The 26,576-nt window shown below is 64.6% G+C and carries 25 protein-coding genes and 1 tRNA gene; 12 read left to right on the forward strand and 14 right to left on the reverse strand.

What is annotated here, in order from left to right:
* Positions 1–103: 103 nt before the first annotated feature.
* Genes GRI47_RS10300 through GRI47_RS10310 form a run of 3 tightly spaced genes read right to left on the reverse strand, consistent with a single transcriptional unit; the run spans position 104 to position 2,657 of the window.
* Positions 104–712, reverse strand: coding sequence for a hypothetical protein (locus tag GRI47_RS10300; RefSeq protein ID WP_160661143.1), 609 nt, complete (start codon positions 710–712; stop codon positions 104–106).
* The gene (locus tag GRI47_RS10305; protein ID WP_298840351.1) at positions 709–1,908 is read right to left on the reverse strand and encodes a M48 family metallopeptidase; all 1,200 of its coding nucleotides are present in this window, start codon (positions 1,906–1,908) and stop codon (positions 709–711) included. Before GRI47_RS10305 ends, GRI47_RS10300 begins: the two co-directional genes overlap by 4 nt.
* 2 nt (positions 1,909–1,910) lie before the next feature.
* Positions 1,911–2,657 (reverse strand): hypothetical protein, encoded by a 747-nt coding sequence (locus GRI47_RS10310; RefSeq protein WP_160661145.1) that lies wholly within the window; start codon positions 2,655–2,657, stop codon positions 1,911–1,913.
* A 434-nt stretch (positions 2,658–3,091) separates the two neighbouring features.
* On the opposite strand from GRI47_RS10310, the gene GRI47_RS10315 reads away from it, so the two are divergent.
* Together GRI47_RS10315 and GRI47_RS10320 are read left to right on the forward strand one after the other, a co-directional pair.
* Positions 3,092–5,572 carry an N-6 DNA methylase gene (locus GRI47_RS10315; RefSeq protein ID WP_160661146.1) on the forward strand — a complete coding sequence of 827 codons (2,481 nt, stop codon included), beginning with the start codon at positions 3,092–3,094 and terminating at the stop codon, positions 5,570–5,572.
* Between the two features lie 189 nt (positions 5,573–5,761).
* Positions 5,762–6,322, forward strand: coding sequence for a hypothetical protein (locus tag GRI47_RS10320; protein ID WP_160661147.1), 561 nt, complete (start codon positions 5,762–5,764; stop codon positions 6,320–6,322).
* 345 nt (positions 6,323–6,667) lie between these two features.
* Here GRI47_RS10320 and GRI47_RS10325 read toward each other — a convergent pair whose 3' ends face one another.
* Complete coding sequence (locus GRI47_RS10325) at positions 6,668–6,943, reverse strand: ArsR/SmtB family transcription factor (protein ID WP_160661148.1); 276 nt, start codon at positions 6,941–6,943, stop codon at positions 6,668–6,670.
* Positions 6,944–7,081: 138 nt separating this feature from the next.
* On the opposite strand from GRI47_RS10325, the gene GRI47_RS10330 reads away from it, so the two are divergent.
* The 5 genes from GRI47_RS10330 to GRI47_RS10350 all read left to right on the forward strand — a co-directional run bounded on the left by GRI47_RS10330 (position 7,082) and on the right by GRI47_RS10350 (position 10,932).
* Positions 7,082–7,459 (forward strand): hypothetical protein, encoded by a 378-nt coding sequence (locus GRI47_RS10330; RefSeq protein WP_160661149.1) that lies wholly within the window; start codon positions 7,082–7,084, stop codon positions 7,457–7,459.
* The gene (locus GRI47_RS10335; RefSeq protein ID WP_160661150.1) at positions 7,452–8,324 is read left to right on the forward strand and encodes a 3'-5' exonuclease; all 873 of its coding nucleotides are present in this window, start codon (positions 7,452–7,454) and stop codon (positions 8,322–8,324) included. Before GRI47_RS10330 ends, GRI47_RS10335 begins: the two co-directional genes overlap by 8 nt.
* A gap of 36 nt (positions 8,325–8,360) precedes the next feature.
* Positions 8,361–9,095, forward strand: coding sequence for a hypothetical protein (locus GRI47_RS10340; RefSeq protein ID WP_160661151.1), 735 nt, complete (start codon positions 8,361–8,363; stop codon positions 9,093–9,095).
* Between the two features lie 152 nt (positions 9,096–9,247).
* Complete coding sequence (locus GRI47_RS10345) at positions 9,248–9,934, forward strand: hypothetical protein (protein WP_160661152.1); 687 nt, start codon at positions 9,248–9,250, stop codon at positions 9,932–9,934.
* Positions 9,934–10,932 (forward strand): AAA family ATPase, encoded by a 999-nt coding sequence (locus tag GRI47_RS10350; protein WP_160661153.1) that lies wholly within the window; start codon positions 9,934–9,936, stop codon positions 10,930–10,932. The genes GRI47_RS10345 and GRI47_RS10350 overlap by 1 nt, the downstream gene beginning before the upstream one ends.
* A gap of 326 nt (positions 10,933–11,258) precedes the next feature.
* On the opposite strand, the gene GRI47_RS10355 is transcribed toward GRI47_RS10350, so the two are convergent.
* From GRI47_RS10355 to GRI47_RS10375, 5 genes are all read right to left on the reverse strand, one after another.
* A tRNA-Lys gene (locus GRI47_RS10355) sits at positions 11,259–11,334 on the reverse strand.
* Complete coding sequence (gene folK / locus GRI47_RS10360; protein WP_337190687.1) at positions 11,290–11,823, reverse strand: 2-amino-4-hydroxy-6-hydroxymethyldihydropteridine diphosphokinase; 534 nt, start codon at positions 11,821–11,823, stop codon at positions 11,290–11,292. The genes GRI47_RS10355 and folK overlap by 45 nt, the downstream gene beginning before the upstream one ends.
* A gap of 35 nt (positions 11,824–11,858) precedes the next feature.
* Positions 11,859–12,734, reverse strand: a complete 876-nt coding sequence (gene aguB, locus GRI47_RS10365; RefSeq protein ID WP_160661154.1) for an N-carbamoylputrescine amidase — start codon at positions 12,732–12,734, stop codon at positions 11,859–11,861.
* A gap of 10 nt (positions 12,735–12,744) precedes the next feature.
* A complete protein-coding gene (locus GRI47_RS10370) occupies positions 12,745–13,509 on the reverse strand; it encodes an SIMPL domain-containing protein (RefSeq protein ID WP_160661155.1) in 765 nt (254 codons plus the stop codon).
* 72 nt (positions 13,510–13,581) lie between these two features.
* Positions 13,582–14,439: a class I SAM-dependent methyltransferase gene (locus GRI47_RS10375; protein ID WP_160661156.1), complete on the reverse strand. Its 858-nt coding sequence runs from the start codon at positions 14,437–14,439 to the stop codon at positions 13,582–13,584.
* A gap of 101 nt (positions 14,440–14,540) precedes the next feature.
* On the opposite strand from GRI47_RS10375, the gene msrA reads away from it, so the two are divergent.
* A complete protein-coding gene (gene msrA, locus GRI47_RS10380; protein WP_160661157.1) occupies positions 14,541–15,080 on the forward strand; it encodes a peptide-methionine (S)-S-oxide reductase MsrA in 540 nt (179 codons plus the stop codon).
* A 2-nt stretch (positions 15,081–15,082) separates the two neighbouring features.
* Here msrA and GRI47_RS10385 read toward each other — a convergent pair whose 3' ends face one another.
* Positions 15,083–16,324: an RsmB/NOP family class I SAM-dependent RNA methyltransferase gene (locus tag GRI47_RS10385; RefSeq protein ID WP_160661158.1), complete on the reverse strand. Its 1,242-nt coding sequence runs from the start codon at positions 16,322–16,324 to the stop codon at positions 15,083–15,085.
* Positions 16,325–16,438: 114 nt separating this feature from the next.
* Between GRI47_RS10385 and GRI47_RS10390 the strand changes: the two genes are divergently transcribed.
* Positions 16,439–16,597 carry a DUF1674 domain-containing protein gene (locus tag GRI47_RS10390; RefSeq protein ID WP_202387233.1) on the forward strand — a complete coding sequence of 53 codons (159 nt, stop codon included), beginning with the start codon at positions 16,439–16,441 and terminating at the stop codon, positions 16,595–16,597.
* A gap of 254 nt (positions 16,598–16,851) precedes the next feature.
* Here the strand turns inward: GRI47_RS10390 and GRI47_RS10395 are convergent, their stop codons facing one another.
* Genes GRI47_RS10395 through GRI47_RS10410 form a run of 4 tightly spaced genes read right to left on the reverse strand, consistent with a single transcriptional unit; the run spans position 16,852 to position 22,579 of the window.
* Positions 16,852–18,246 carry a cytochrome P450 gene (locus GRI47_RS10395; RefSeq protein WP_160661160.1) on the reverse strand — a complete coding sequence of 465 codons (1,395 nt, stop codon included), beginning with the start codon at positions 18,244–18,246 and terminating at the stop codon, positions 16,852–16,854.
* A gap of 38 nt (positions 18,247–18,284) precedes the next feature.
* Entirely contained in the window at positions 18,285–19,313 is a 1,029-nt protein-coding gene (gene hemH, locus GRI47_RS10400) for a ferrochelatase (RefSeq protein ID WP_160661161.1), read from the reverse strand.
* Positions 19,314–19,322: 9 nt separating this feature from the next.
* The gene (locus GRI47_RS10405; RefSeq protein WP_160661162.1) at positions 19,323–21,626 is read right to left on the reverse strand and encodes a molybdopterin cofactor-binding domain-containing protein; all 2,304 of its coding nucleotides are present in this window, start codon (positions 21,624–21,626) and stop codon (positions 19,323–19,325) included.
* Positions 21,605–22,579 (reverse strand): Mrp/NBP35 family ATP-binding protein, encoded by a 975-nt coding sequence (locus tag GRI47_RS10410; protein WP_160661163.1) that lies wholly within the window; start codon positions 22,577–22,579, stop codon positions 21,605–21,607. The genes GRI47_RS10405 and GRI47_RS10410 overlap by 22 nt, the downstream gene beginning before the upstream one ends.
* A gap of 156 nt (positions 22,580–22,735) precedes the next feature.
* Here GRI47_RS10410 and hflK point away from each other — a divergent pair, with 156 nt between their 5' ends.
* The 3 genes from hflK (at position 22,736) to GRI47_RS10425 (ending at position 26,564) form a co-directional block, all read left to right on the forward strand.
* The gene (hflK, locus tag GRI47_RS10415; protein ID WP_237452671.1) at positions 22,736–23,950 is read left to right on the forward strand and encodes a protease modulator HflK; all 1,215 of its coding nucleotides are present in this window, start codon (positions 22,736–22,738) and stop codon (positions 23,948–23,950) included.
* Position 23,951: 1 nt separating this feature from the next.
* Positions 23,952–24,803, forward strand: coding sequence for a protease modulator HflC (gene hflC / locus GRI47_RS10420; protein ID WP_160661165.1), 852 nt, complete (start codon positions 23,952–23,954; stop codon positions 24,801–24,803).
* A gap of 237 nt (positions 24,804–25,040) precedes the next feature.
* The gene (locus GRI47_RS10425; protein ID WP_160661415.1) at positions 25,041–26,564 is read left to right on the forward strand and encodes a Do family serine endopeptidase; all 1,524 of its coding nucleotides are present in this window, start codon (positions 25,041–25,043) and stop codon (positions 26,562–26,564) included.
* Positions 26,565–26,576: the final 12 nt, after the last annotated feature.

Consider the following 26,576-nt stretch of genomic DNA (forward strand, 5'->3'; position numbering starts at 1 on the left):
GACCGGTTCAGCTCCGACGCGCTGACCTTCCCGGTGCGCGAGCGTCAGCGTCCACTGGCGCAATCTCCTTCCGCTCCCGGTCCGCGTCGCCTGGCGGCATTGCTCAACGCAGGGTAGCGGTGTCGGCCAGCGCCCGGAAATCCCCGACCGTGCGATCGAAATAGTGGAGGCGGGGTGCATCGAAGGTCAGCATGAAGAGCCGTCCCTCGATGATCGCGGCCCTGGCCTCGCCCTTTCTCGTCAGCTGGTCGAGATCGGTGTATTCGTAGGTGAAGTGCACGCCTTCCGATCCGAGGAACTGGCCGGGCTCGACCGAGAAGATCTGGAAAGCAGCGAGATCCTTGTAGGTGCGATAGGTCCCTTCAAGGAGTTCCGGCACTTCGATCAGCAGCGTGGACGAGGTGAACTTGGGCAGTGGATCGTGCTTCTTGTTCCGCTCCTTCACTAGCGGATCGCCGGCCTCGATGCCTCCGAAGAAGGTGACGTCGTTGAGCTGTTCGCCATCTAGCGTCCAGGTTTCGGTCCGCTTGCCGATCTTTCCGTTCAGGCGGTTCCAGTCCCGCGAGGGAGTGACCACCACGTCGGAATCCGCGACGTCGACCGTATTACCCTTCTCCCGGAGCTTGTGGGCGTCGGCAGGCGCGGCGGCCAGCGCGAGAACGGGTGCAGCTAGGCCCGCGATCGCCCAGGAACGTAAGAAACGAGAACTCATTGAAAAGGCTCCTTGGGCAGCATCATGCCGATCATCTTCGCATCGTCGGCATTTGGTGCGAGTTCGAGATAGCGGGCGAGTTCCCGCTGGGCCCGCGTCCGCTCTCCGGTCTTGAACAGCGAGAGACCGAGACCGCGATGTGCGGCCGCGAGACTGTCATCGAGAGCGATGGCGTTCGAATAGAACTCGACCGCGTTGACGAGGTCACGCTGATTGCCTCGGGTGCGATAGAGCTCGCCTCGCGCGTGCCACAGCTGGGCGGTCCAACCGTCCTTGGCGAGATTGTCGATGATGTATTCGCTACCGCCGAAATCGTTCAGCTTGATCTGGTCCTCCAGGAAGACCGGGAGCCACGCCGACAGCGCTTCCTGATAGCGCTCGGCACCATAATCTCGACCAGCCCCTTCAGGAGCTGCGAGAGCGGCGAGGTAGGTAGCGCGCTCGCTCGTTGGCGGATGCGACGCGGTGAAGGCGATCGCGTTGAACTTCGGCTTCTTCAGGCCTCGCGCGACCGCCGACGCCTCCATCTCGCCCATGAGGTTCTGCCAGACGTTCGATGCGGCCTGAGGAGCGAGCGTGCTCCGGTTGAGGTAGCCCAGACCGAGCAGGTCCGCTTCGCGCTCGTGGTCGCGGCCGTAGCGGTACAGGTTTCCGTATACCGAGATCTCGAGTGACTCATATGTGCGGCGAGCGTCGTAGCTCGGCGACATGCTCGCCAGCAGCACGCCCCAGGCGAGCAGGTCGGTTCCGTTCCGAGCCGCCTTGAAGCGGTTGAGACCGTGACGGCTCTCGAAATGGCCGAACTCGTGACCGAGCACCGCTGCCAGTTCCGCCTCGTTGCGCATCCGCAGGAGGAGGCCGCTGAAGACGCGCATGGTGCCGTTGTGCGACATGGTCGCGTTGAAGGTCGGTTCCCGCATCACATAGATCCGCGCGGTGCCGCAGCGATCGTCTCCGACTGCGCGGCAGAGGACCTCCTTGAGATAGCCGCTCAGCTTCTCGTCCTGGATGACGAGTGGGGAGGCGGCGAGCCGACGCTCGCTCTCGTCGTCCTCGCGCCACAGGCCGATCTCGTCGACACCTTGCGGCTGGTAGTAGCCTTCGAAGGGCGGAGGGAGCGGGGCAGGTTCGGCGGCGACTGATGCGGTCGATGCGCCTGCGAGCAATCCCGCCGCGAGTATGGATGAGCGGATCACGCTCATTCCTTCCCGATGTCGCTGCCGGGGAATTCCTCCAGAAGCTGCCTGACCCGCTTCTGGGATCCTTCCGCTTCGCGCACGTCTCCGCCCATCGCGCCATCGGCGTTGAGCCAAAGGAGGTCCCCCGTCCTCAGATCGACGAGACCGGCATAGCCAAGGTGTTCGCCGGATTTCACCGCGATCCCTGGCCCTAGCAGGGCGACTGCCTGGAGGATCTTGCGGCCCGTCGAACCGTAGGCATCCTTGTTGAAGATGAAGAGGCCGTAGTCGGCACTTTCTGCTCCTGGTAGGTCGGCCACTCCGTCGCCGAGCGACCAGTCGAAGACGTCCGCCTTGTTGTCCTTCTTCTTGGTCGGCAGTCGGTTGCCGACGAAGAATTGGTACTCGATGACCGCTTGCGACACGGCGGCGAACAGGGCCATGTGCTCCTCAACGGCTCGGGCGTCTTCCCCGAAGGCTTCCGGCGCTTCGACGACCTCGTTGCCTAGCCGCGCCTGGAGTTCTTCGAGCGCCACCTGGATGTTGCTCTTGGCCTGCTCGGTCCAGTCCGCGTTCGGCTCGAACATCCCGCCCGTGGATTGGGAGCCAACGCTCACAGCGGGCCGGAAGACGAGGATCCGTTTCCCGCTGTTAGCTTCGAGTTCGAAACCCTGTTTCACCGCGGATCGCTCTTGAGCGTGTGCCGGCGAAGCGAAGGACATCAGGATCGCAATCGCGGCGGCGATCGACCAGAATATGATTTTCATCTTGGCCCCCTTGCAGACCACTCCCGTAGCCCGCCCCTAGCGGATACCAATATATTGACCGAATTCGATTTCATAGCTCAAAGTTGGGAAAGGTTGTCTCCGCTGTGGCGCAGACCAACGCGAGCATACGCCGTCGCTCATCCTTGAGGCATCGTAATGTGTAGGCTTCGCCGCAGATCCGCTGAAGCTCGATCTGCCAGTTGACGGTGGTCACAGAGAACCAACGCTCCCCGGAGCCGCAGGACCCCTTAGTGGTGCGTGCGAAGGTATCGCGTGAGTCTCGCAATTTGCCCTCCGCGCTTCGCCGCGCACTCAGATGTTCCCGACCGGTCACCGGACAGGATGCCGGCATGACGCGACAGACTTGACTCGTGGGGCATCGTGCTTGCGAGTTACTGCTTGTAGTCGATTCGTTCCGCTGATATCGGCGTTGTATGGCAACGGGAATTCACAGCACCGGAGCGATCGACGACGTCAAGGTCGCCGATCGGTGGGCCTGTGATCTCGGGCTGGCTCCCGTGCCGCTATTCAGCGACGAGATCGAAGGGGATGGAAGCCACCAAGTCCTGCTTGATGGGGGGCTTGGCAGCTTCGCGATCTCCCTCACGCGCGAGGAACTGTGGCGGGACCGTCGCGCCGCCGAATGGGCTTGGTCGAGCGGTGTGCCTCACCATGTCACGGTTACCCCCGATCGTGTTGCGGTCACGCGCTGGGACGCCAAGACACCCGAGCTGTTCTCCTTGTCCAGCGTGCATGACCGACTTGACGCGTTCTACAAGTATCTCGTCGCCGATCGGGTTCGATCTAACAAGCGCGTCACCGAGGAACTGGTCGAGCTTTTCAGGAAGACACGTTCAGCGGTAGCCGCTGCAGAGATGCCCGATGCAGAAAGCGTCAATGTCTTCCTGGCCCTGCTCGCTGAAGGCATGGAGATCGGCGGGCGCAAGCACTTACCGGGGATTGGCCGCGAACTTCTGGACGCGCTGCCTGGCACCAGCCGCGAGATGCTGGTCGCGGAGGCGGCCGGACAGGCGCGCAGGAGCGACTTGTTGGGCCTTCAACCGGATCTCGCGATCCGCCATGCTGGCAGCGAGATATTCCAGGAAGCCCATTTCGCCTTGGGCCAAACGTCGATGCCTGACCTGCTTGGCTGGATCGGCCCCGCTACGGCGAAACGGGAGACTCGCGGAACTGCCCACTTCACTCCCCCGCCATTGGCCCGCACGATCGCAGAGCGTGCTCTGTCCGAACTCGGCGATATTCGTTCGCGGCGGGAGCTGACCGTGATGGATCCAGCCTGCGGTTCGGGCTCGTTCCTCTACGAGGCCATCCGCACCATCCGCAGGATGGGTTTCCAGGGCAAGCTCAGTGTGATCGGGCGCGACATCTCGGAACCCGCCGTGTCGATGGCTCGCTTCGTTCTAGCACTCGCTGCTTCCGATTGGTCACCAGACGGCGGGCTTCGTATCGATCTGGCCGTGGCTGACTCCCTTCGGGCTGACTTGCCCCGATGCGACGTCCTGCTCATGAACCCGCCGTTCCTTTCCTGGAACGCCATGCCGGCTGCAGAGCGAGAACTCACTCGCGAGTTGATGGGAGGGCTTTTGCAGGGCCGTGCGGACCTCAGTATGGTGTTCGTGCTTCGGGCACTTTCAGCACTCATGCCCGGAGGTGTGCTTGGTGCTCTACTGCCCGCAAGCTTGCTGACACTTCTGGCGGCGGAGAAGTGGCGCGCAAGTCTGATCGAGCGAACGGATGTGCGCATGCTGGCCTTTCTCGGTGACTACGGATTGTTCCGCCATGCAACGGTGCAGGTCGCGGGCCTCGTGCTGCGGAGCGGGAAGGCCGATTCCGAGACGCCAGCACTCGCCATGATCGCGGGAGACACAGCACAGTCAACAGGAGACGCGTTCCGGGCGGTGCGCCGCGGCGTCGCTCCGGTCGACGACCGGCGAGGTCGCTGGCACGTGTATCCCATCCCTTCCAATGCTTTCTTAGGAACGACCTGGCGCCTCGTGCCGCCGGCGGCCGCAGAGGCGCTGCACCGCTTGCAGAAGCTTGGCGCGACGCGCCGGATAGGGGAGTTGTTTGACGTCCGGCAGGGGATCAGGACAGGTCGGAACGGCGTGTTCCTCGTATCTGCGGTCGAACACTCGAAGCTGCCGCCCGCCGAGCGGACTTGGTTCAGGCCTGCGATGACGAGCGACAATCTCATCGACGGAAAGTTGACGCCGGATAAGTGGCTCTTCTACCCGAATGACGGGGATCGTAAGCGGATTGTTGATGAAGAGGATCTCAGGAGCAAGGTGCCGGAGTTCCACGCCACGTACCTCGCACCCTATCGGGCGGAACTAGCGGCCAGATCGAGTATCGTGCGGGCCGGCCGGGAGGACTGGTGGGGGCTTTCCGAGCGACGGAGCTGGAGCGCGAGCGACGCTCCGCGCATCGTCTCGAAATATTTCGGGGCGCCCGGAAGCTTCGCTCTGGATCCCAAGGGCTTCTACGCGGTCGTTCAAGGCTATGCGTGGTTCCCGCGAACCGAAGCGACCGATGCCGACAGCGTGAGCATTGACGATGAAGGAGCGTACGATCTGGATGCGACGTCCGCGACCACGATCCTGCCAGAGTTGCTTCCCGCGTTTGCAGCACTGTTCAATTCCGAGCCCTTCCACACTGTTCTGCGCTTGTTTTCGTCGTATGTCGGAGGAGGGCAATATGACCTCAGCCCGCGTTTCGTGAACCAGGTCCCGGTCCCTGATCTCGTTTCGGCAGCGCGCGATGAACGGGTCGGGGCGAGGTTGAATCAGCTTACTCGCCTCGGAACGCACATGGCGCCCCAGGATTCGGAATGGCGGGCACAGGTCAGTTCCGTTGTCCGAAGCCTCTACGGCGAGGCGCTCTTCGAGGATCTCTGACCGGTGAGGCCGTTCAGGATCAAGGTCGATGATCTGGAGGCTCATCGCCTCGCGACTCAGACAGCGCTTTCCAAGGCGAGCCTTTCGAAGGGTGTCACCCTAGAGCGCGAAGACCAGGGAGGAATTGTTGCTTTCGGTGTCGCCCGAAGCGCTGGCGCCGAACGGACATCTAGAAATAGGGGCGCTGACGTGTTCGTCGTGCCGATCAAGGATCTCGGTGGTAGTCTGTTTGCCTGGCTGGGCTATCGCGAGGAATGGTTGTTGGAAAAAGCCGGCAAGACCAAGGTATTCTTATTTCGGTCCTCAGGCGCGACCATCCACTTCGGATATGAGGGGGTAGAACCCAAGCCGCAGATGTTTCGCGCCGAGTGGGCCGGTCTCGTCAAGGCGGATAAGGGCTGGGATTATCAGGCGGGAGACGCCGGCCATCCGCACTGGCAGTTTGACGCGCTGGAGAGCCTTGCAGCGGAGGGCGCAGCCGACGAGGCAGCGCTGATGGCCAATCTGATACGTGCGGAACAGACCGAGCCAACGGTGCGGGAATTCGGTTCGGCGGTATCGAACATACCTGAAGTGACGACCGTAGTGTCCTCACGAGCGATTGCGGCGGTGCATTTCGCTAGCGCCGCCCCCTGGTGGCGGACCAGCCCCGGTGATGCCCATGCTCACCATCCTGAGAACGTCCAACAGATCAGCAGGTGGCTGTCGCGCACGCTGTCTTACATCGACGATCAACTGGCCCGCGTCTAGCTCCTGGGCGAAGTGTCCAGGACATCTGGTCTTTCACCGTCGGCCACCTAGGATTGCGTGACTGGTCACTCCTGTCCAGTCCGCTTCCATTCCATCCGAATGCATCGTAAATGTTCCTGTCCGATTTGACTGAATCGGACCTATGCTCACCCTTCAAGTCGCCGCCTGAATTCACCATGCGTCCCGGTGTGGTCTTCCCAATCGATCTGCTCCTAAAATCACGAGTAGGGTGCAGGAGCTCACACACCATTGTCAGGTCTACGACCGAACCCAGCATCTGCAGAGGGCCCTTTCTTTCGCAATGCTCCTCCGTTTTTCTTTAGTCGCAGTAGAGGGAAAATCGCCTCAGTCGGGTGCCGAGCGCAGGAAATCAGATAAGGACCGCAATGCGTCCAGTTCGGCTCGGTAGGTTACACTTCGACCGCTTTTGCTGGAACGGACGAGGCCGGCATTGCGCAGGATCGACAGGTGGACCGATGCATTGTTCGGCAGCGTGTCCGTCTGCTCGGCCACGTCGGTCGAGGTTATGCCATTCGGAGCGCTGGCTATCGCGAGGAATATCTCCAGCCTGGTCGGCTGGGCAAGGGCACTGAGCTTCGCGACGACATCCATCTTTTCCATTCTCCTGCAGATAGCGTCAGCCATCCCGACCGACAAGTTAATTCGATGCTTCAATAGCTATTGAAGTATTGAATCGATGTGCTATGTTGCTCGTGCGAGGCGCCGGTAGGTCCGGCGCGGAACGTGAGGAGCGGTGCCATGAGCGATACCGCGGATTACGACTTCGACCCTCATTTCGAGCAGGACCCGGTGAACTGGGCGCTCGATCCGCTTGAGGACGAAAGTGGCGGCATATTGGCTGTTCACCGCGTCGCGCTCGTCCGGATCGCATGCGTGGCTGCAGAGACCGGCGCCCGAATGCAGCGGGACGGCTTGGCGGAGGATCCGGTAGGCTGGATGGTCTCGCCGCTCGAGCTTTTCGAAGGCCGCGCGCCGATCGAAGCCTGCATGGAGCGCAGCGCCTGCTCGAAGGCGATCCTCCTTCACGGCCTGGGTCTTGGCCTCGACGCCGATCCGGCCGTGATGGATCGACTGCTCTTCGACCATTCGGCATCCTTGGAGAGCGGACATGGTTGAACCGGCGCAGTCCAATATACGCCAATTGCGCCGTGTCGACCTTCGTGTCGGCGAGACCGGCTTCGGCGATCCGGACGACCCTCAGCGCGTGGCTGCCGTCCTCGACGTGGAGACGACCGGGCTGGATCTCGAGAACGATAGGGTCATCGAACTAGCGGTGCGACGTTTCAGGTATGATCCCGGTGGGCACATCACTGAGATTGGTCGGGCGTGGTGCTGGCGCGAGGATCCTGGCGTTCCGCTGCCCGAAGATGTGATTCGGATCACCGGCATAACGGACCAAGATCTCGTCGGGCGTCGGATCGACGACAGGGTGGCGACCGATATCATCTCATCCGCCGATCTTGTCATAGCCCACAACGCCGCGTTCGACCGCCCCATGGTGGAGAAGCGCCTCACCGACTTGCCGACCAAGCAGTGGGCTTGCTCATGCGTGGAGATCGACTGGGCGGCGGCTGGCTTCGAAGGTCGGTCGCTCGGCTGGCTGTGCGCGCAGGCAGGATGGTTTTATGATGCCCATCGAGCGCAGGGGGATGTCGACGCACTCATCCAGCTTCTGCGCCACGAGCGGACCGATGGTCGCCCGCTGCTTTACGAGCTCGATGGCAGCTCTTCATGCGAAAGTTTCCTCGTTGAAGCCGTCGGCTCGGCGTTCTCGACCAAGGATGCTTTGCGGATGCGTGGCTACCGTTGGGATTCGAAGGCACAGGTCTGGTGGCGTGAGGTCATGCAATTCCGTCTTCTCGAGGAGCAGGCGTGGTTGGCCAGCGAGGTCTACGCGAGCGGAAGGGGAGCACGAGCTCTGGGCCCACGGCTCACAAGACGAGATGCATACAGCCGCTATCGCCTCGATAGTCGGGATTGATCGATGCCCGGAAAAACCAGCTTAGGAGAACCGAACATGGCGAGGAAGCCGGCCCGGAGAAATGCCGCCAGCAAGCAGGTCGCGAAAGCGACGCTGCCGGACGGCCTGATGAACGCCGCACCGGTTCCCTACCCGGTGGCGGATACTAGTATCACCGCACTGCAGGTGTATCACAATCCCGATCGCCGACCGTCGGGCGATGGGCCTTGGAACAACGAGGCCGACAAGGTCTCCTGGATCGACAACGAGACCGGCCTCGGCTGCATCATGCTTCGCCAGAAGAACGGGACGATCTCTGGCTATGTGGGGGTGAGCCCCGAGCATCCGCTCTTCGGCTTCGAAGCGGATGCCGTGCCAGTGAGCGTATCCAATACCGTCCATGGCGGCGTGACCTACGGCAAGGCGTGCGAGGTCAATCGGTTCGAACGGCAAGCTCACGGCAAGCCGCGTCGGGAGCGTTATACGGTGTGCCACACCACCTACGTCAGGACTGTCCAGGACTATCGCACGGTGCAGACCACCGAGGACGAGTTTCATGAGGATTTATGGTGGCTGGGTTTCGACACCGACCATCCGGGCGACCTCGTTCCGGGCGGTCGATATGGTGAAGGTCGCAAGGGTGACGCCTATCGCGATCAGTCGTTCGTCTATTCGAACTGCATCGAGCTGGCGCGCAAGTTGAAATCGCTGATCGAAAAGGGCTCGAACGGGGATGCCCCGCCATGCGACCCGCTCGGCCTTCCCGCTCCCACCGAACGCCCGGGTGATTAATGGTCAGCTCGTTTCACCCTTTCGATGCCGGTAAGGAACGCTACGGAGATGATCGACACCCCGATCTACCCTGGGGGTATTGGATGGTTTCGAGCGGAGCTGTTCCCGGTGAACCGCCGCTGATAGACGAGAACGGTCGGGAATGGCGTTCCGTGCGTGAAGCCTTCTGGGTTGGACGTCTTGGTATGCCCTCAATCCACGCAGCCTGGGCCAACGAAATCATGGAATTTATGGCGAGCTATCTCGCGATTATCGACGGTCGCTTCGTCGCTCGGGAAGAGCGGGTTCAGGACGTTTTTTTGGGGGATGGTCATTTCGAGCATTTTTTTGGGACATACCTAATAACAGCCGGCCTTGTAGATGGAGGGAATAGACGAATAACGGCAGAGGGTCGCGCGGTGCTTACAATGTTGATTTCCACCCGTGCACACGCTGATGCTGCGGAAGATGTCGGTCTCGACTGGATTATTGCAAACCGGACGGTCGCAAGTCATTCCGAGCGCTTAGACGCTGCTGAGAAGGTGGAAAGGCGGGAGCGCGTTGCTGCTCGCATGGCACATCGCTTCGCTACGGCTACGATCGGCGGTGAGCCTGCTGTAAAGCTGATCGGATTGCGGATCACCCGCGAGATTCCTGTGCGCAGCACCTTGTGGACCATGTGCTGGTCAGGCGGGGAACACTATGCGCGCGACCGTTTCTACCTCTGGCTTCTCGAACGCATCGATCGCTGGGATGACTGGAGTATGATGGTCACGCGGAACGGCGCCCGCGCCCTGACCGAGCACTTGATGAGGCTTGCTTTCTGCGACCGCTTCGCCGCGGCTCCGGCGGGCGCCTGATGACCGGTGCCTCCGCCCCGCTGGACTATAGCAGCCTTCTGAATGTGCCGGATCGCCAGCGCAGCGTGCAGGACGTCGCGCTGCCCACCGTTCGCGTTTGCGATCGGATACAACCCGACGCCACGCAGGCCGCCATCGGGTTGAACGCATTGGAGGAGCAGTACGGTGCGATCACCGGCGAATTGCCGCTGGGCGGCTGGAACGGGCTGAGACGCAACGCTCACGGCCGCCTCCGCCTTATTGCTTCGCTGCGGAATACGGCACCCTGGCTGTATGCGGCGACCAACATCGTCGAACGCCAGCTCGAGGTCGCCCTCCACGTGGGGCATCCCTGGCTCGCGTTCCGTCCGCTGTTGCTGGTCGGCGCTCCAGGCTCGGGCAAGTCTCACTTTGCCATGCAGATGGCCGAAGCAGCGGGAGTCACTTTCGTGCAGGTTCCGATGGGAGGCGACAGTGACAACCGTTCACTGGCCGGCACCGCCCGGGGATGGACCGGGGCGCAGCCGGCTCTTCCCGTCGTCGCGATGGTTCAGCACGGAACCGCCAACCCACTGATCATTCTGGACGAGATCGAGAAGGTCTCGGGAGAGCGGCGCAACGGTAACGCGCACGAAGCGCTCTTGAGCATGCTTGAGCCGCGCACAGCCGGGTGCTGGTATGATCGGTGCCTGATGGCGGCGGTGGACCTGCGGCACGTGGTGTGGGTGGCGACCGCCAACTCGCTGCACGGCATCCCGCCCCCGCTGCTGTCCCGCTTCGACGTCGTTAATGTGCCAGTCCCCGGCCCGCGGGACGCGGATGCATTAATTGAAAGTCTTCGCCGCGATTTCTGTCAGCGGCTCGGTTTGCTTGCGGGTCTGCAGCCGCGGCTCGATGACAGTGTTGTGAGGCTCCTACGCCGGCATTTCCACCGATCGGGATCGATCAGGTTGCTTCGGCGCGGAGTCGAGATCGCGATGGGCGAAGCGATTAGAGCTTTGCCCCGTGTGGTCCACTAGGCTCATGGCTGCGAACTAACCTTTCCTTCGATCGCTGGTAGAAGCGCGTGACGGTGCGCGCGTCTCAGTGGTGTAGGGCAATCCCAGCGTGATGGGCGGACCGTCTGAGAACGACCTTCGCATCCCGAAGACTGTCAGAAATTTGTAGATCAGAACGCCAGTAAGCCATCTATTACAGAATTGGCCCGATTTTTCACACAATGACAAGATGTGCCAGTGACTGATCAAGGGCGTCGCCGGCATCAGACCGGAAAAAGATGACTTCTTCGGTCGCAATAGCAGCAAAATGCCAGTGCCAATCGGAGACAACAGCGTCATTGAAAAGGTGGTGAGCCCTGCTGGGTTCGAACCAGCGACCTACTGATTAAAAGTCAGTTGCTCTACCGACTGAGCTAAGGGCCCACGCGCGCTGTTCACGCGATTGGTGTTGCGCGCCCTAGGGAGCGGGCGCGGGGCGGTCAAGCGGGTCGATAGCTGGCGCAGGGTCAGCCCGGTCGAGGGATCGCGCCAGAGAGGCGCGATTTCGGCTGCCGGTCCGAGCACGAAGGGGCGGATGCGAAAGGCCGGGTGGGGGATCGCGAGGCGGTCAGAAACGAAATCAACGCCGCTCCACAGGATCAGATCGATATCGAGCGGGCGGGCGCGCCAGCGCTGGCCTCTTCTGCGGCGGCCGAAGGCGCGCTCGATTGCCTGCATCTCACGAAGCATGGCCTCGGGCCGCAAATCGCTGGTAACAAGCGCCGCCGAATTGGCGTAGCGGCGCTGCGAGGGGCCGACCGGCGCGCTGGTGACGATGCGCGCGACCTCGTCCACTGCGATTCCCTTCGCTGCGATGTGGTCGATCGCCGCCCGCAAGACTGCGCGCGGGCCGCCAATGCGCGGCACGCGCATATTCGAGCCGAGCGCGATCAGGTAGCGATGCGCGCTCAGATATCCTCGCAGAGCCGCCCATAGAGCTGCGGCCTTCGATCGCGGAAGAATCCCATCCCCGCGCGATGCGTCGCCGCGCGGTCGAGGTCGAGCGTCGCGGTGAGGACGCCACTCTCCTGCGATCCGTATTCGGCGAGGTAATCGCCCCATTCGTCGGTGATGAAGCTGTGGCCGTAAAAGCTCTGGCTGCGGTCCGCCGGGCCTTCGTGCCCGATCCGGTTGGCGGCGGCGACGGGCATACAGTTCGACACCGCATGGCCAATCATGGCACGGCGCCACATCCGGCTGGTGTCTAGATCGGCGTCATAGGGTTCGGAGCCGATCGCGGTGGGATAGAGCAGGACCTCCGCGCCCATCAGGGCCATCGCGCGGGCGCATTCGGGATACCACTGGTCCCAGCACACGCCGACGCCGATGCGCGCCGTGCCGCCCTCGCAAGCGATATCCCACACCTTGAACCCGTCGTTACCGGGGCGGAAATAGTATTTTTCCTCGTATCCCGGTCCATCGGGAATGTGGCTCTTGCGGTATGTGCCCATGATCGCCCCATCGGGACCGATCATGGCGAGCGTGTTGTAATAATGGTGCCCGTCGCGCTCGAAGAAGCTGGTGGGGATCGCGACCTTGTGGCGTGCGGAGAGCTCGCGCATTGCGGCGACGCTTTCGTCCTGATCGGTCGGACGCGCGCGGGCGAACAGCGCCTCGTCCTCCTCGCGACAGAAATAGTCGCCTGCGAACAGTTCGGGCGGCAGGATCAGCTGCGCGCCCTCGCCCGCCGCCTGGTCTACCAGTTCGGCGACGGCGGCGATGTTGTCGGCAGGCTCGGGCCGGGCCAGAGGCAATTGCAGGACGGACAGGGTCAGCGCTCTCATGCGCGCCGAATTAGGTTTCGCGCAGCGCGAAGTCCACCTGGATATAGACGTCCGACCGCGTGGTGCCGACCATCATCGAAGGCGAGCGCTCTTCCGGGCGTGGCATGGCCACCGGCGGCGGAGGCGGCGCGGCGCTCTGCGTCTGGACCATCATGCTGTCCGCCATCGCTTCCGCCCCGCGCAAATAGGTCTGCCCCTGCGTGCCGCCCGCATCGCGGATATAGAGCACGCGGCTGACCTCCATCCCCGCAGCCTTGGCATAGGCTTCGGCCCTTTTGCGCGCGGCCTTGTAGGCGTCGGCATAGGCGAGATTCGCGGTCGCCTCGGGATCGGTCATCGACAGGGATGGGCCGGAGACGATGTTCGCGCCCGCTTCGGTGACGGCCGTCACCGCATCGCCCGCGCGATCGGGATTGCGCATCGTCACCTCGACCACATTCGCGGCCTGATACTGCCCCTTGCGATCGCCATATTCGATCCGCCGGACCGTGACGGCACGGGTCTGGATGTCCTTTTCGGCGACGCCCAAATCACGCAGGGTCGCAACGATCTCGGCGATCTTTTTCTGATTGGCCTCGCTCGCGGCACGGGCATTGGCGGCAAAGGTTTCGATACCGGCCTGGAACTGCGCCTGGTCGGGCCGCGATTCGGCTTGGCCGCTAGCGCTGACGGACAGCAGCGTCTCGCCATGATCGACGCCGCGCGCCTCGTCCGCCCGATCGCCGCACGCCGCGAGGGCCAAAGGCGCGGCGACGCAGAAAAGCAGATGTCTCATAAGCAAATCCCCCGATGTGATAGTGTCACACCGGGGGATTTGCGCTTCGTTTACTGAACCTTGGCTGACAGGTCAGCGCTTCCTGAACAGGAGCGTCATCCGGTCGCTTTCGCCGATATTTTCCAGCTCCGGCTTCTTTCCACCCCAGCTCGGCGGCATCTGCCACACACCGCCTTCGTGGTCGGCCGTATCGAGCGGATTGGCGTTGATATCGCTCATGCCGACCAGTTCGAAGCCGTGCGCCTCGACCAGCGCGATCACATCTTCCTGCCGCAGATAGCCATTCGCACCGGTGGTGTAGTCGCCCGGCGCGTCGGACTTGGCGCGGTGCTGGACGATGCCAAGCATCCCGTCATCCTTGAGGAGGCCGCGCATCCGCATCAGCTCGGTATAGAGCACGCCCGACCGCAGAAGATTGTGCATCTCGCGGAACACGAGCACGCGGTCGACCTGGCCCTTTATTTCTTCGGGAAGGTCCTGCGACGCATAGACCGAGATCGGTGCGCCCGACAGGTTCCAGCCACCCCGCGCCGTTTCGAAATCGCCCGGCAGCTTCGCGAAATAATTCGCGAACCGCTCGCCATCCGCCGCAGCGGGATCGGGGGTCAACCCGACATAGCGACCCTCCGCGCCCAGATAGGGCACCAGCACGCGCGTGTACCAGCCGCTCGCGGGCATGTAATCGACCACCGTCATGCCCGGCTTCACCTCGAAGAAATCGAGCGTTTCGAACGGATGGCGATACTGGTCGCGGGCGCGATCCTCGGCCCGGTTCTCCATCGCGAGCGCGCGGTTGAGCGCCGCGTGATGGGCGTGGTCTTCGCCCATGGAGGCCCCATGCGAGGCCATATCGTGACCGGAATGGTCCTGAGCCATGGCAGGCGCGGCGAAAGCCGCGAGCGCGCAGGCGGCGGCGAACAGGATACGCATCGAAATCTCTCCCTGATTTGTCGCGCCAGCTTCTGCCCGGTCAGCCTCCCCCTGACAAGCGGGCGCACCATACCTATCTCCCTTCGCAAAGGAGATTACGAATGGCTAAGCAACAGGCGATCATGGCGGGCGGGTGCTTCTGGTGCACCGAAGCGGTGATGAACGACGTGATCGGCGTTGAAGAGGTCGAGAGCGGCTATATCGGCGGCGACGTGGCCGACCCGACCTACAAGCAGGTGTGCAGCGGCGATACCGGCCATGCCGAGGCGGTGCGGGTGACCTTCGATCCCGACCGGATCGCGCTCGCCGACCTCTACGACGTCTTCATGGGCACGCACGATCCGAGCCAGCTCAACCGCCAGGGCAACGATGTCGGCACCCAGTATCGCAGCGCGATCTTCCCGCTGGACGACGCACAGCGCAGCGAAGCCGAGGCCGCGATCGAACGCTGGAATGCCGAGCACGATCAGGACGCGGTGACCACGATCGAAGGCCCGGCAGAGTGGTATCCGGCGGAGGACTATCACCAGGAATACTGGACGGGCGAAGGCCAGCGGAACCCCTATTGCCAGGCGGTGATCCCGCCCAAGCTGATGAAATTGCGCAAGAGCTTCCAGAAATATCTGAAGGAAGACGCCTGAGATTATTGGGGCGGGGCGCGCCAGCGGGCGATGAAGAATCCGTCCATGCCGCCCTGATCCGACATCATGCCGGGATCGGTGCGCAGCCAGCCTTCCGAGGTCGGCTGTACGCCGCCCGGCAATTCGTCCGCAGTAATCGGAATCGGGTCGAGCGCAACGCGCGCGGCCTGATCCTCGCCCTCCTCGCGCTCCAGCGAGCAGACGGCGTAGACCAGCGTCCCGCCCGGCTTCAGCCAACCCTGCGCCCGCTCCAGCAGCGCGGTCTGCAATTCGGTCAGCTCCGCGATCTGGCGCGGGCCGATGCGATGGAGCACGTCGGGATGGCGGCGCGCAGTGCCGGTCGCGGTACAGGGCGCGTCGATCAGGATCGCGTCGTATCGATGCTTCGGCTCCCATTTCAACGCATCGGCGCGGATCGTCCCGGCGGATAGCCCGGTGCGCTTGAGATTGTCCTTGAGCAGGTCGAGCCGCCGCTTCGAGATATCGAGCGCGGTCACCTTCCAGCCCTGCGCCGCCAATTGCAGCGTCTTGCCGCCCGGCGCCGCGCACAGGTCGAGCGCAGTGCGACCTTCGCCTTTCCCGAGCAGGCGCGCAGGGATAGAGGCCGCAAGATCCTGCACCCACCAGGCACCATCCTCGAAGCCGGACAGCTTCTCGACCGCAGCACCACGCGGCAGGCGCAGATGGCCGGGTATCAGGCTGTCGGCGGCAAGCTGGACCTTGAACGGCTCGGTCTCGGCGGGCTCGCGCAGGGTCAGGTCGAGCGGGGGCGGCTCGGCCAGACCGGCGGCTATGGCCTGCGCCCGCTCGCCCCAGCGCGCGGCGACAGCATCGGGCAGGGTCGGTGCCTCGGGCAGTCCGGCCTCGCGCTTGGTAAGAGTCGAGAAGACGCCATGCGCCAGCCGCCTCGGCCCGCCCGACAGCAGCGGCAGCCCGGTCGCGATCACGGCATGGGGTGGGGTGCCAAGCCTGAGCCATTGCGCCAGCATCAACCGCAGGACCTGACGCGCCTTGGCATCGTCGGGCAGGGTCTGGCGCGTGGCGCTGTCGATCAGCGTATCGAGGTCGACGAGCCAGCGCAGGGTTTCGCTCGCGATCGCGCGGGCGAGCGCCTTGTCCTCGAACTTGCGGACGTCGGAGGTGGCCGCGCCGAAGGCGACGTCCAGCGTCTCGCCCCGCCGCAGGACGGCATCGAGCAGGCGAAGCGCGGCGCGGCGCGCGTGGATTCCGGGGGGCTGGGCCATGGGCGATCGCCTCTAGAGCATCGCGCGAAAAAGTGGGAACCGGTTTTTCGCATCGGCGATGCGGCACCAGGGGCGTTGCTTGAAACTTCGCGCCAGCCCGCGCATTTCCTCATCATGGAAAAACGCGCCACCAAACGTCCCGAGACTTTCGAGAAACCCGCCCACTGGACGAGCGAACCGCCGCCCAAGCCGGAAAAGCCGGAGATGGACGAAGAACTGAGCCCGACCCGTTACGGCGATTGGGTCAAGGACGGCATCGCGATCGATTTCTGACGGCTTTTTGAATCTGCGCCGGTTTTGTTTCTCGCAGAGATCGCAGAGGGAGAAATGCGCAGAGACGCGGAGAGGTTGGGTTCGCGCCGCAGGCCTTCTGCATTACTCTTACAAGTTGAGGAAATTCGCTTCGCGAAGAGAGCTAGATCTCTGCGTCTCTCTTTTACGCTGCGATCTCTGCGCGAAACCAAAACTCCTGATCTATCGTCCGCGCGCCATGGCGGAAGGCGCTCGAACCTCTCTTCCAGCCCAAGTCAAAGCGGTCGCAGGGTGATCTTCAATCCGTCCTTGGGCTGCGGGATCGGCCAGGCCTGCCATTCGGGCTCGTAACCGGAGGCGACCTCGATCCGATAGCGGGTCAGCATCTGCGCCATCAGGATCTTGATCTGCATATAGGCGAAGTGGAGACCGAGGCACATATGCGCGCCGCCGCCGAAGGGCACCCAGGCGTATTTGTGCCGCGCCTTAGCCGCCTCGGGCGTGAAGCGCATGGGATCGAACCGGTCCGGCTCGGGCCAGTGGTCCTCCATATGGTGGACGAGGTGCGGATTGATCCCCACCCGTGCGCCCGCCGGGATCGTGTAGCCTCCGTAATCGAATCTCCTCAACGCGCGGCGCGGAATGCTCGGCACTGGCGGGATCATCCGCAGCGCTTCCTTGAATGCCATCTCGGTCAGTTCGGGCTTGGCGAGGTTCTCGTAGGCCAGATCGCCGCCATCATTGGTGATCGCGCGCAATTCCTCGCGCAATCTCTCCTGCCAGTCGGGGTTCTTCGCCAGCAGATGCACCAGCGACGTCGCGCTCGACGTGATGGTGTCGTGCGCCGCCATCATCAGGAAGTTCATGTGGTCGACCACCGCTTCGACGCTCATCAGGCTGCCGTCTTCGAATTCGGCGGTGGCGAACTGGCTGAACATGTCCTGCCCGCCTCCTTCGGCCCGCCGCCGCTTGGTCTCGCGGGTGAAATAATCGACGAGGAAGGCGCGGCCATCGACACCCTTCTTCATCTTCGTGAAGGGCAGCGGGCGGCGCACCGGCGCGATCGAGGCCTGCACCATGTCAACAAAGGCCTGGTTGATCCGGTCCGCTTCCGGCCCGAACGGCAGGCCGATGAAGCTGTCCGCCGCCAGATCGAGCGTCAACTGCTTGATCGCGGGATAGAAGCGCATCTCCCGCCCCGAACTAGAGGCACCCCATTCCTCCATCCGCGCGGAAATCCCGCGATTGAGGCTGTCCGCGTAATGGCGCATCGGGCCGGGCTTGAACGCGATCGACAGGGCGCGGCGATCGGCGCGGTGATGGTCGAAATCGAGCAGCATCAGCCCGCCGGGGAACAGGCGATGCAGCACCGGGCTCCACCCCTGATCGCTGGAAAAGATCTTCGCGCGGTCGAACAGCATCAGCTCGTTCGCCTCCGCCCCGATCAGCGCGACGTGCCAGCCGCCCATGGTGTGGACCTTGTAGACCGGGCCATAGGTCTCATACATCCGCCGCGCGAAAGCGTGCGGATCGGCGAGCTGGTTGAAGGTGTGCCCGACCAGCGGCCAGCCCTTTTCGCCCGGAATATGGTCGAGCGCGCCGTCCGGCGTCGGATCGCGCCAGCTCTGCGGCGTGAAGTTGACCGGTTCGTGTGGTGCAAGACTGGCCATGGCTCTCTCCGAACTACTTACACCGGTGTAAGCACCTCTCAGCCGGGAATCCACCCCGCCAGTTCCCGCCGCAGCAGCCCTTCGAGCATGGTCATCCCGGCATCCGAAGTGTTGAGGCAGGACAAAGCGGCGAAATGCTCTCCGCCCGCCTCCCTGAACTGATCGCGCCCCTGCATCGCCAGCTCCTCGAGCGTTTCGAGGCAATCGGCGGAGAAGCCCGGCGCGGCGATGGCGATACGTTTGGTCCCCCTCGCGCCCTCTTCGGCCAGCACCGTATCGGTCGCCGGTTCGAGCCATTTCGCCCGCCCGAAGCGCGACTGGAAGGTGGTGCGAAACCGCAAATTCGGCCGGTTCATCCGCGCTTCCAGCAGCCGCGCGGTCTTCTGGCAGTGGCAGTGATAGGGATCTCCCAGATGCAATGTCCGCTCCGGCATCCCGTGAAAGCTGAGCATCAAAAGCTCGGGTTTGAAATCGAGCGCATCGAGCTGGCGCGTGAGGTCTTGTGCAAGCGCGTCGATATAGAGCGGGTCGTCGTGATAGGGCGGCAGCGTGCGAAGGCTCGGCTGCCAGCGCATTTTCGACAGGGTTTCCCCCGCCTTGTCCACAACCGTCGCGGTCGTCGCCGCGCAATATTGCGGGTAGAGCGGGGCCAGGAGAATGCGCTCGCACCCCGCATCCTTCATGGCGGTCAAGCGCTCCGGGATAGACGGATTGCCATACCGCATGGCCCAGTCGACCATGACGTCTTCACCCAATCGCGCCTGCATCTTCTCGGCCTGCGCCTTGGTGATCGCGGCGAGCGGCGAGCCGTCCTCGGTCCATACCTGTTGGTAGGCGTGGGCGCTTTTCTTCGGGCGGGTGTTGAGGATGATGCCGCGCAGGATCGGCTGCCAGGCGATGGCAGGGATTTCGACCACGCGCCGGTCCGACAGGAACTCGCCGAGATAGCGCTTCACCGATTTCGCGTCGGCCCCATCGGGCGTGCCGAGATTGACGATCAGCACGCCGACCCCGCCCGATCTGACGGAAGGATGGTCGGCGGGGATGGTTTGGATCTGCCAGGTCATGGCGTCGCTCTAGAGCCCTTCGGACAGCAGCGGAAGCCGCCGGAAGCGCAGCCGGGTCGCCGCGTGCAGCGCATTGGCGATGGCCGGTGGGGCGACCGCGACGCTCAATTCGCCCGGATCGAAGGGAGTCTCCTCGCTGGCGATGAAATCGACGCGAACATCCGGCGTGTCTGCCAGCATCGGCAACATCAGACCGGCCATGCGCCGTGGTTCGGGCATCCCGTCGCGATAGGTCGCGCTCGATCCGGTGGCGAGCGACAGGCCGAAGACCAGCCCGCCCTCGATCTGCTGGCGAGCGAGGTCGAGATTGGGAATGCGCCCGATATCCGCGACCGCCGACAAGCGATCGACGCGCACCCCGCCCTCGCCCAGCCGCGCCTGCGCGACGCACGCGATGAGGCCGTGCGCGAGTCTATCGCCTTGGCCGAACGCCATGCGGATCAACGCCAGTCCCTGCGCAGTGCCTTCCACGCCCCCGTCCCACTCGCCCAGCCGCGCCGCCGCGCGCAGGACCACGGCGGCCCGCGCGTCCTGCCCCAGCAGCGACAGGCGATAAAGCAGCGGATCGCGCTGGGCGATCTCGGCCAGTTCGTCGATGAAGCATTCGGTCGCGAAGCCGGTATAGACGGCGGCATTCCCACGCATCCGGGCGGTGGGAAGGCCGATCGTCACCGGCACATGATCGACCACGACATTGGGGATCGCATAGGGCGGGACGGCCCCTTCGCAGGCGAGCGGATCGGCCTCGCCCGCCGCGCCCTCGATCGCGGCTTCGATGGTGCGATCCTCGAACAGGCGCGCTCCGAATTCGCGCGCGGTGGCGGGCATGGCCAGCTTTGCCCGCCAGGCGATGGGCTGGCGGTCCGCATTCGGATCGAGCCGGGCGCTGAGTGCGATCGAAACGGGCGTGCGCGGCGGCACGGCCTTGAACTCCTCGCCGCGCGGCCAGGTCAGCTGGACCGGGCGGCCCAGATCGCGCGCGATCAGCGCCGCCTCGATCGCATGAGTGGTTTCCAACCGCGCATCGAAGCTGCCGCCCGCCGCCATGGGATAGAGCGTCACGTCCCGCTCCGACAGGCCGAGCGCCTTGGCGGCAGCGCGGCGCGCGGCGGAGGGGGCCTGGCTGGCGATCCATAATTGCAACCGCCCGTCGCGATAGAGCGCGGTGGTGGATGCGGTCTCAAGTCCCCCATGGAGCGCGGGCGCGATGTCGTACCGGCGCGTCAGGGTCGGGGTGGCCATCGCCTCGGGATCGCCCAGCGATAGGATGCGCTGCGCCTCGCCGCGCGCGATGCCCTCGTCCAGCGCGGCCTCCACCGCCTCGCTTTCGATCCCGCCGGGACCGGCGAAACGCGGCCGAAGGACATCGAGCGCACGGTCCGCCTTCCACCAGCTGTCCGCCACCGCCGCGAGCCAGTATCTGGAGCGCACCAGCGCCACCAGCCCGAGATCACGCGCAGCATCCTCCTCGAAGCCGACCAGTTCGCGCAAGCCCCAGGCGCCATGCCGGATCGAGGCGTGCACCATGCCCGACAGGCGGATATCGCCCGCAAATGGGTAGCTGCCATCGACCTTGGCGGGAAGGTCCAGTCGGGGATAGGCACTGTTTGCCGGCACGTCGCCCGGTAGCACCTCCTCCATCGGCGCCTGCGGCCTTAGCGGCGGGGGATCGGGCGGGGTCATCCGCGCAGCGTCCGCCGCCAGCTCGCCGAAACGGGCGCGCCGCTCGCCATGCGTCACGATCCCGTTCGCGACCTCGCATTCCTCCCAGGCGACGGCCCACCTCTCCGCCGCCGCCATCGCCAGCATCGCCCGCGCCGCGGCGCCCGCCGCGCGGCAGTCGTTCTCGAATGCGGCCAAAGTGGTGCCGTCCGCCGTCGCGGCAAAGGGTTCGGAACGGGCGAAGCGTTCGGTGAGGATACTCTCGGGATCGTCGGCCAGAGCGGGAAGGGCGGACCACAGCGGCGCCCACTTCGCCGCCAGTGGGATGTTCGCCTGCGCGCCATTCGGCGGCACCGGAGCGACCGCGATCTGGCCCCAGGCTGCGCCCATCTCCATCGCCACGATCTGCGGCAGCAGCGTGGTGACACCCTGCCCCATTTCGAGCTGCGGGACGGCGACCGTGACCACCCCGTCCTCGCCCACGGTGAGCCAGGCGCCGAACGCGTATTCGGTCGAATTGGGCTCAAGCGCGCCGGGATAGCGGCGTGGCCAGAGCGACCAGGCCAGCAGCAAACCCCCACCCGCCGCCGCCCCTGCCATGAGGCCGCGGCGCGTGACGGGGAGGCCGCTCAACCGTTCGCGGCCAGCCATCGGGACAGCTTTTCGGCGATGGCGGCAAAGGATTTGGCGTGAATGCCGTCACCCGCCGCCGGGGGATCGCCCGCATCCCCGCCCTCGCGGATTTCGAGCGCCAGCGGAATGCGGCCAAGGAAGGGCAGGTCCAGCTTGGTCGCCGCCGCTTCCACGCCGCCCGCACCGAACGGATCGGACACTTCGCCGCAATGCGGGCAGACATAGCCCGCCATGTTCTCGACCAGACCGATCACCGGCACGCTCGCCTGGTCGAACAGATGGCCCGCGCGCACCGCGTCGATCAGGGCGAGATCCTGCGGGGTCGAGACCAGCACCGCGCCCGCAGGCTTGAATTTCTGTAACATCGTCAGCTGCACGTCGCCCGTGCCCGGCGGGAGATCGACGATCAGGATATCGGTCTCGCCCCAGTGGGCGTCGATCAGCTGCGACAGGGCATTGCCCGCCATCGGCCCGCGCCAGGCGATCGCCTGCCCCGGCTTGGCGAGGTGGCCCATCGAAAGGACGGGCACGCCGAAGCGGCTTTCGACGGGGATCAGCTTGCTGTCCCTCGCCTCGGGCTTCGCATCCCGCGTGTCGAGGATCAGCGGCTGCGAGGGACCGTAGATGTCGGCATCGACCAGCCCGACCTTGTGCCCTGCGCGCTTCAGGGCGATCGCCAGATTGGCGGCGAGCGTCGATTTGCCGACCCCGCCCTTGCCCGATCCCACCGCGATGATGCGGCGCGCGGTGCGCTGGGCGGTCTGAATCACCCGCACCTCGTCGACATCGGCGCGGGGCGACAGCGCAGCCTTGAGGTCGGCTTCGATCCGCGCGCGCTCGTCCGTGTCGAGGCCGGCGACGTCCAGCACGATCATCGCGCGCCCCTTGACGATGCGGGCCGACTGGATGCGGCCTTCGAGCGAGGCGGCCAGAGCTTCGGGAAGCGATGCGACGATATCGGGTTCGGCCATGGCGCAGCGCCGTGTAGCATCGAAAACCGCGGCACAAGCCTTGAAATTCGAAGCAACCCTTGAATTTCGCGCCGAAGCCCTGTTTTTCCGCCGCGCGATACCTATAACACGAGGATGCGACTTTTGGACGGGTTCGGCGACAGGATCAGGCTGGCGATGGCTGGCAAGAACAACCCTTGGGGCAAGCCCCCGGGCAAGGGTGGAGGTGGCTCCGGCGATGGATCGGATGGCGGCGGAGACGAGCCGGCTTCGGACGCGCCGTCCGGCGACAAGTCGCGCGGCCCCCGCAATCCCTGGTTGCCGTCAGGATCGGGTAATGGCACCGGCGAGACCGGCCAGCGCCCCGGATCGCGCCGTCCCGCCAATATCGAGGACATCTTCAAGAACCGCGGCCCCGAAGGCCCGCGTCGGCGCAGCGGCGGGCCGGGTGGCCCCGGCGGCCCCAATTTCCGCATCCCCCAGCGGCCGAACGGGAAAAGCTGGCTGCCGCTGATCATCGGCGGCTTCGTCGCGCTCTATCTCGCCGCGACCAGCTTTCATCTCGTCGGTCCGCAGGAAAAGGCGGTCGTCAAGACGCTCGGCGCTTACACAAGAATGCTCGATTCCGGCCTCAAGGTCACTGCGCCCTGGCCAATCGAAACGGTCGAGATCGAGGACGTGGAGGGTGTGCGCGCCGTCCAAGTGCCTGAAAACCGGGCGCAGGCGAAATTGATCCTGACGGGCGACCAGAACCTCGTCGACCTGTCCTATATCGTGCGCTGGAACATCAAGGATCTGGCGGGCTTCAAATTCAGCCTCGCCGATCCGATCGAGACCGTGCGCGAAGTGGCCGAAGCCGCCATGCGCGCCTCGGTCGCGGAAAAGACGCTGGACGAGACGTTCTCGGGCCAGGGCCGCGCCGAAATCGAACAGGATGTGCGCGAGCGGATGCAGCGCACGCTCGATGCCTATAATGCCGGGATCACCGTGATCGGCGTCGAAATCGACAAGGCCGATCCGCCCGCCGACGTCGTGGACGCTTTCCGCGATGTGTCGGTCGCCGAACAGAACGCCGATGCGGCCCGCAACCAGGCGCGCGGCTATGCCCAGCAGGTGCTGGCACAGGCAGAAGGTGAAGCCGAAGCGTTTGACAAGGTGTACGAGCAATATCGCCTCGCCCCCGAAGTGACGCGCCAGCGCCTCTATTACGAAACCATGGAACGCGTGCTGAGCCAAACCGACAAGACCATCGTCGAGACCGACGGGGTGCAGACCTATCTCCCGCTGCCCGAAGTCAATCGGCGCCGCAGCGGAAACGGCGTGGGTCCGGTGGCACCGCCATCCGCCCCATCGCAATCCAGTGGGCCGCAAGCCAATACGGGAGGGCAGTGACATGACCCGTCTGTGGAACAATCATCGCACCGGCGTCCTGATCGGTCTCGCCGTCCTGCTGATCCTCTTCTTCGCAAGCGCCTTCGTGGTCGGCGAGGAAGAACAGGCCGTCGTCATCCGCACGGGTAATCCGGTTGGCACGGTCAACACGCCCGGCGGCGATGTCGGCGCCGGACTGCGGTTCAAGGTGCCCTTCATCGAAAGCGTGCGCATGGTCGACAAGCGCCTGCTCGACCTCGAAATGACCGACGAGGAAGTGCTGTCGAACGATCAGCAGCGCCTCTTGGTCAACGCCTATGCGCGCTTCCGCATCGTCGATCCGGTCCGCATGGTGGAACGCGCCGGGACCACCGATGGCGTGCGCGTCGCGCTCGAGCCGATCCTCAATTCGGTCCTGCGCCAGGAATTGGGCCGCCGCACCTTCCAAGCCATGCTGACCGCCGAACGCGGATCGGCGCTCGCCAATGTGCGCGCCAATCTCGATCGGCAGGCGCGGCAATACGGGGCTCAGGTCGTCGACGTGCAGATCAAGCGTACCGACCTGCCCGATGGCGCGCCGCTGCAATCCGCCTTCCGCCGCATGGAATCGGACCGCGAGCGCGAGGCGCGCACCATCCGCGCCCAGGGCGGCCGCGACGCGCGGATCATCCGCGCCGAAGCCGATGCGGAATCGGCCCGCATCTATGCCGAAGCCTTCGGCAAGGATGCGAGCTTCTACGATTTCTACCGCGCCATGCAGAGCTACGATTCGACCTTCAGCGCGGCTCGCGAGGGCGAGGGGCCGAAGGGCGACAGCAGCATCATCCTGTCACCGGACAACGAATATCTGCGCCAGTTCCGGGGCCAGCGTTGAGGGGAGTCGACGCTGGACGGCCCGCGTTTTGCGTTGGTCGAACGGGGGCCCGCGAGGCAGTCGGTATTCAATCGCGGTTAAGCGCCCCGGGCCTGTAAACGGGCCAACTCGGCGCCGGTCCCGGCAATCGGAGGGAGCGCGGGGAAATAGGGACGGGGGAAGGACATCTGGGCCACGCGGCGCGTTGTCGCTCCGTTCGGTCACAGCCAGTTGAAGGAAGAAGAGGACGTGAAGCCAGTGCGATATGCCTATGGATTGACCAGTGCCCTGCTTGTGGGCGGAGCCGCGATCTCTCTGGCGACCGGCTATCCTGCCGGCGCGCAGGTGGCGCAGAACGACGACAGCCGGATGGCGACCATGGTGCCGCGCGCCGGTGCCCCTGCCAGCTTCGCCGATCTGACCGCCCAGTTGCAGCCCGCCGTGGTCAACATCTCCACCCGCCAGCGGGTCGAAGTGGCGAACGCCAATCCCTTCGCGGGCACGCCGTTCGAAAACATGTTCAATCAGCGGCGCGGCAATCAGAACCAGCCGCAATATCGCGAAGGCCAGTCGCTGGGCTCGGGCTTCATCGTCTCGGCGGACGGCTATGTCGTGACCAACAACCACGTCGTCAGCCCGCGCGGGCGCGGCACGGTGGAAGAGATCACGGTGACCATGCCCGATGGCACGGAATACGAAGCCGAACTGATCGGGACCGACGCCGAATCCGACCTCGCCGTGCTGAAGATCCAGCGCAGCGAAGCTTTCCCCTTCGTGCGCTTCGGCGATTCGACCCAAGCCCGAGTCGGTGACTGGGTGGTCGCGATCGGCAATCCCTTCGGCTTGGGTGGCACCGTGACGAGCGGCATCATCTCGAGCGTGCTGCGCACCGCCGGGACGGGTGCCTATGACCGCTATCTCCAGACCGATGCCAGCATCAACCAGGGCAATTCGGGCGGTCCGCTGTTCGACATGCAGGGCAATGTCATCGGCATCAACAACGCCATCCTGTCGCCTTCGGGCGGCAGCGTGGGCATCGGGTTCGCGATCCCGGCGGAAACCGCCGCGCCCATCGTCGCGCAATTGCGTGCGGGCGAGGAGATCGAGCGCGGCTATCTCGGCGTCAGCATCCAGCCGGTCGACAACGACACGGCGAGCGCGGTGGGCATCGCGCGCAATCGCGGCGAGATCATCCAGGGCGTCCAGTCCGGCGAAGCGGCCGAGCGGGCGGGCATCCGCGCGGGCGACATCGTCCTCAGCGTCAATCGCCGCGAAGTGACGCCCGACCAGACGCTGTCCTTCCTCGTCGCCAATCTCGAACCGGGCACCACGGTCCCGATCGAGCTGATCCGCGACGGGCAGCGCCGCACGGTCAACGCCACGATCGGCCGCCGCCCCAGCGCCGAGGAGCTGCGCCAGCAGCAGATGTTCGAAGGCGACGATTCCGAAGAAATGCTGCCCGACGAAGGCGACGGGACGGTCGTGGAAGAGCGGCTCGGCCTCCAGGTCGTGCCGATGACTCCCGCCATCGCGCGCCAGCTTGGCCTCGGCGCGGACGTGCAGGGCCTTGCCATCGCCGGGGTCGACCAGAACTCCGACGCGGCGCGCAAGGGCCTGGCGCGGGGCGATGTCATCATCAGCGCCAATTATCGCGAGATTTCGACAGTCGCGCAGCTCGAAGGCATCATCGCCCAGGCGCGCGGCGAGAACCGCGATGCCGTGCTGCTGCGCATCCAGCGGCGCGGACGGCCTGCGGGTTACGTGGCGGTCCGCCTGCGCTGAAGCTTTCTCCGA

It is taken from the genome of Qipengyuania pelagi (assembly GCF_009827295.1).
GTDB classification, from domain to species: Bacteria; Pseudomonadota; Alphaproteobacteria; order Sphingomonadales; family Sphingomonadaceae; genus Qipengyuania; species Qipengyuania pelagi.